Source organism: Stenotrophomonas sp. 05L44_2 (genome assembly GCF_056665995.1).
The window spans coordinates 1-3,626 of record NZ_JBFTNR010000434.1 but is presented as its reverse complement, the minus strand read 5'-3'; the positions used below and the strand labels follow the sequence as shown (position 1 = coordinate 3,626).

Sequence of the window (3,626 nt, the reverse complement as noted above, 5' to 3'; positions counted from 1 at the left end):
ACCACCGAAGTCAGGGCCGCCTGCCAAGGCCTGCGGAGCAAATACAGCGCCAGCGAATGCGACGGCCATCAGCATGGTCTTCAGCGTACGCTGGGCCTGGACGAGGTCGAGATTGAATCGCTTCATGGATTGATTTCCTTGTTGATGGACTAACACAGCTGAATCGACCAGCCGGGGGACCGGTCGTACCACGACTTCGTCAGAACACGAAGGCCGCATCCCCTGGGGGAATCTGTTGCGCGGGCATGGGCTGCGCCGGCGCGTTGTACATGTTGTTGGCGGCCGCGGCGGGCGTCTTCTGCTCGCCCCACCGCTGGAGCATGACTGGGCTTTCTCCGCCACCGGCCGTTGCGCCGGGCAGATGCTGTGGCATCTTCTGCGGTTGACCAGCCTGTGCTGCAGCAGTCTGCTGCGGGTAGCCCTGCTGCTGCGGGTAGGCGCTCTCCGGCTGCGCCAGCGGCTGCATCATGCGGTCGACTGAGCCCAGCACGACCCGCGACAATGCCTGGTCGGCAAGATTGACCAGACTCCCGCGCGCCATCGCACCGGTAGACGGATAAACGGTATAGGCGCGCGCCGGGTCGTTGGACGGCACATAGACGGCACCATTGGCCTGGGCGACGATTCTCGCCTGTGCCGGTGATGCGAGCTGTGGATGGTGCTCGACCTTGACGGTACGCCGCTCGCCACGGGTTACGACGTCGATGGGTGCCACGCCATTGGAAGCAACCTGCTGCCCACGACGGATCGAGTCATAGACTTTCTGCACATAGCCGTGGCGGAAGCCGGTTTCGAAGTTGCCCGAGTAATAGCAACTGAAAGATTTGCCCCAATCCTTGCCTGAGCGCTTGTAACACTCAGCGAGGATGCGTGAGCCTGCCTGCAGATTCGGGCATTGCTGGAAGGCTTTTTCGTACGAGTCCAGACCGTACTTGGCCAGATTGTAGCGATTGACCTGGGCCAGGCCGATGGAGAAGTTGTAGCCCTTCTCTTCAAGCATGCGAACGGTAGCCAAGGCCTCGTCGAGGGCCTTGGGCTGACGCACCAAGGCACCACCTACCACGCCGATGGCGTAGGGGTTGCTCGAGGATTCCACGTTGATGACGTGCTGCATCACGTCCATCGAGACGGCCATTTCCGGGCACGCCATCATTTCCAGTCCTGGCAGCATTGTTCAGCCCTCCTGCCCCTGGGCACGCCCAGGATTGAAATCGATACCGGTGATATAGCGCGAGCCTGCGTGCGCCTTGATATGCACGACGATGTCAATGGTCATCATCAGCAGGCGCTTGATGACATTGAATTCCAGACCCGACCCTTCAGTAGATGCTTTCACCATCAGCGCCAGCTGGTCCCAAGTCTGTTCCGGGCTGCCGGCATGGCAACTGGTGATCGAGCCGGGGTGACCTGAGGCGCAGTTTCGGATGAAGTAGAACGCTTCATCACCACGCAACTCAGCAAGGATGATCCGCTCAGGTTTCATGCGCAGACACGCTTCCATGCAGCTCTTAGCACTGACGTTGCTGGTGCTCTGTCCACCCTTGGAGTACAGCAGATGCACCACATTGGGCTGGGTCAGGAACAGTTCGCGCGCGTCCTCGATGGTGACCAAGCGCTCGCTATCGGGAATGTGATTGACCAGCGCCTTCATGAAGGTAGTTTTGCCGCTGCCGGTGGCTCCGGACACAACGATATTTTTGCGATACATCACCGCGCGACGGAAGAACTCGGCGTATTCACGCTGCTGCCGCAATTCAAGCAATTCGCGATCCTGCTCAAGGATCTGGTTGAAGAAGCCATCCTCGTGGTACTGCGTCAGCGACTTGGTGTGCTTGGATGGCAGGCGGATGGTGATCGACACCTTGCCAGCATCGCACGCCGGCGGGATCACGAACTGAGCACGCTGCCCGGTTGGGAACGTGAGCGACACCACCGGATCGGCATCGGTGATGCGTTGGCCCGTGTTGCTTTCGTTGACCACCGCGGTACAGAACTGCCGCGCGCGTTCGAACGTCAGGCTTGGCACATCCACCCGCTGCCACCCTGCCCGCGTCTCCAGGTACAGCTCACCCGGACGGTTGATGCAGATTTCCGTCACTTCAGGTGAAGTCATGTACTCGGCGATGCCCAGCACTTCGTACTGATAGCGCAGGAAGTCGCTGGAGACGAGGGCGAGAGGTGACACTTCGGCGTCCATGGTCGCTCTTGGATTACCTGCGGGCGTTCAGCACGCTGGTGAAGTCGACGTCTTTTGCGACGTAGACGTTCACGATCGTGCCTTGATTGATAGTGACTGTCGGCGGACGACGGCCGCTGGTGAGCGCCTCGTTGGCCAGACGCTCCATGGTACGTGCGGTAGCGCTTTCATATGGCGACTGGATGGTCATGCCGTTGTTGGCCACGGTGGTCGTTTCCGGACCATGCTCGGCAGCAGCGTATTTGAATGCATCCGCGACCAGACTGATCATCAGTGCCGAAGCGATACGTGCACCCCAGTGCGCGCTGTACTGCCCCGGGTGACCCGCACCACCCAAGCCATCTACGCCCGGGCTGGACATAGCGACGTCCAAACCATTCGGAGTCGTGATCCGATCCCAAATGACTTCCACGCGCTTTCCGGCCGGACCGCCACCATAGGCACCATAGATCTTGGAGCCCTTGGGCAACAGCAGGGTACGGCCGTTGATGGAATAGACCGGCTCGGTGAGCAGGCAGGAGGTATAGCCAGCCAGGTCGGTAATAATGCGGGTCTCAAGCACGCAGCGTAGATAAGTGCCACGCACCAGCAACGCATCGGGGCTGCGGATATAGGAAGCGTTGGAGACGTCTTCCACGTCCGGACCGCGACGCACTTTGGCCGGCGTTGCGTTGCCGTTCTGAGCCTGCAATGCAGCCAACGTTGCCTGCAGATAAGGATCGTCGTTGCCCGCGGCTGCGCCTTGACCCGAAGCGTCACCGGTACCGACGCCTCCACTGCCGGCGATGCGACGGTCCAGCAGGCTGGGACCGCGCTGGATGTCACGTTCGGGTTCGGCACGTGGAATGTAGGTGGGGCCAATGGCTTCCTTCGGCGGCGGTGGAAGCATCGGAATCGGCTCAGCGGTCTCCTGCGCAGCAGAAGGAATGACAGGCGGCGCCATGTTCGGCAGATCCGGAGTGCTTGAGCGTGCCACCTGCGGTGGTGCCTTGGCGTCGGCCTCGTCATCCTGGCCTTTGCGCAGCAGCAGGAAACCCATGGCCAACAACAGCAGCAAGATGCCGCCCAGGAACAACAGTGCCTTACGGTTCAGGCGCTGCTCTTCAGCCGAGCGGAGCTGCGGAGCGCTGGCATCCAGATCGGGCGTGGTTTCGGACTGCGCGGTCCCGTAATAAGGATTCGTCGACGGTTCATGACCCGCAGGGCCCTGACCGTACGGAGACGGATTTGGATCGTTGTCCGGAGTGTTCTGCTGGCTCATTTCTTCACGTTCCTTCGCAGGCCGACGACAAAGTCGCCATGGCGGATGACCAGGTACGGGTAGGTCCCGTGCACGATCAGCGTATTGCCCTCAACTGTGGTGTTGACCACGAAGTCCTCGCCGTACTCTTTCTCGCGACCGAATACGGCCGGGAAGATGCCCGTCTTG

3 protein-coding genes and 2 pseudogenes are annotated in these 3,626 nt (G+C 60.8%); all 5 read right to left on the bottom strand.

The genetic code is table 11. The features are described from left to right. Positions 1-126, bottom strand: a pseudogene (locus AC1VAN_RS15040) (TrbC/VirB2 family protein); the annotation flags it as partial. 73 nt (positions 127-199) lie between these two features. Next, the gene (locus AC1VAN_RS15035; protein ID WP_099784621.1) at positions 200-1,171 is read right to left on the bottom strand and encodes a lytic transglycosylase domain-containing protein; all 972 of its coding nucleotides are present in this window, start codon (positions 1,169-1,171) and stop codon (positions 200-202) included. A 3-nt stretch (positions 1,172-1,174) separates the two neighbouring features. Then, positions 1,175-2,197: a P-type DNA transfer ATPase VirB11 gene (gene virB11 / locus AC1VAN_RS15030; RefSeq protein ID WP_480986100.1), complete on the bottom strand. Its 1,023-nt coding sequence runs from the start codon at positions 2,195-2,197 to the stop codon at positions 1,175-1,177. Between the two features lie 13 nt (positions 2,198-2,210). Then, positions 2,211-3,458, bottom strand: a complete 1,248-nt coding sequence (locus tag AC1VAN_RS15025) for a TrbI/VirB10 family protein (RefSeq protein WP_032976213.1) — start codon at positions 3,456-3,458, stop codon at positions 2,211-2,213. Continuing rightward, positions 3,455-3,626, bottom strand: a pseudogene (locus AC1VAN_RS15020) (TrbG/VirB9 family P-type conjugative transfer protein); the annotation flags it as partial. The pseudogene AC1VAN_RS15020 and the gene AC1VAN_RS15025, both read right to left, overlap by 4 nt.

Bases quoted from the DNA above. Each gene is read 5' to 3' on its own strand.
- AC1VAN_RS15025 (WP_032976213.1), bottom strand. From the start codon at position 3,458: ATGAGCCAGCAGAACACTCCGGACAACGATCCAAATCCGTCTCCGTAC.
- AC1VAN_RS15035 (WP_099784621.1), bottom strand. From the start codon at position 1,171: ATGCTGCCAGGACTGGAAATGATGGCGTGCCCGGAAATGGCCGTCTCG.
- virB11 (WP_480986100.1), bottom strand. From the start codon at position 2,197: ATGGACGCCGAAGTGTCACCTCTCGCCCTCGTCTCCAGCGACTTCCTG.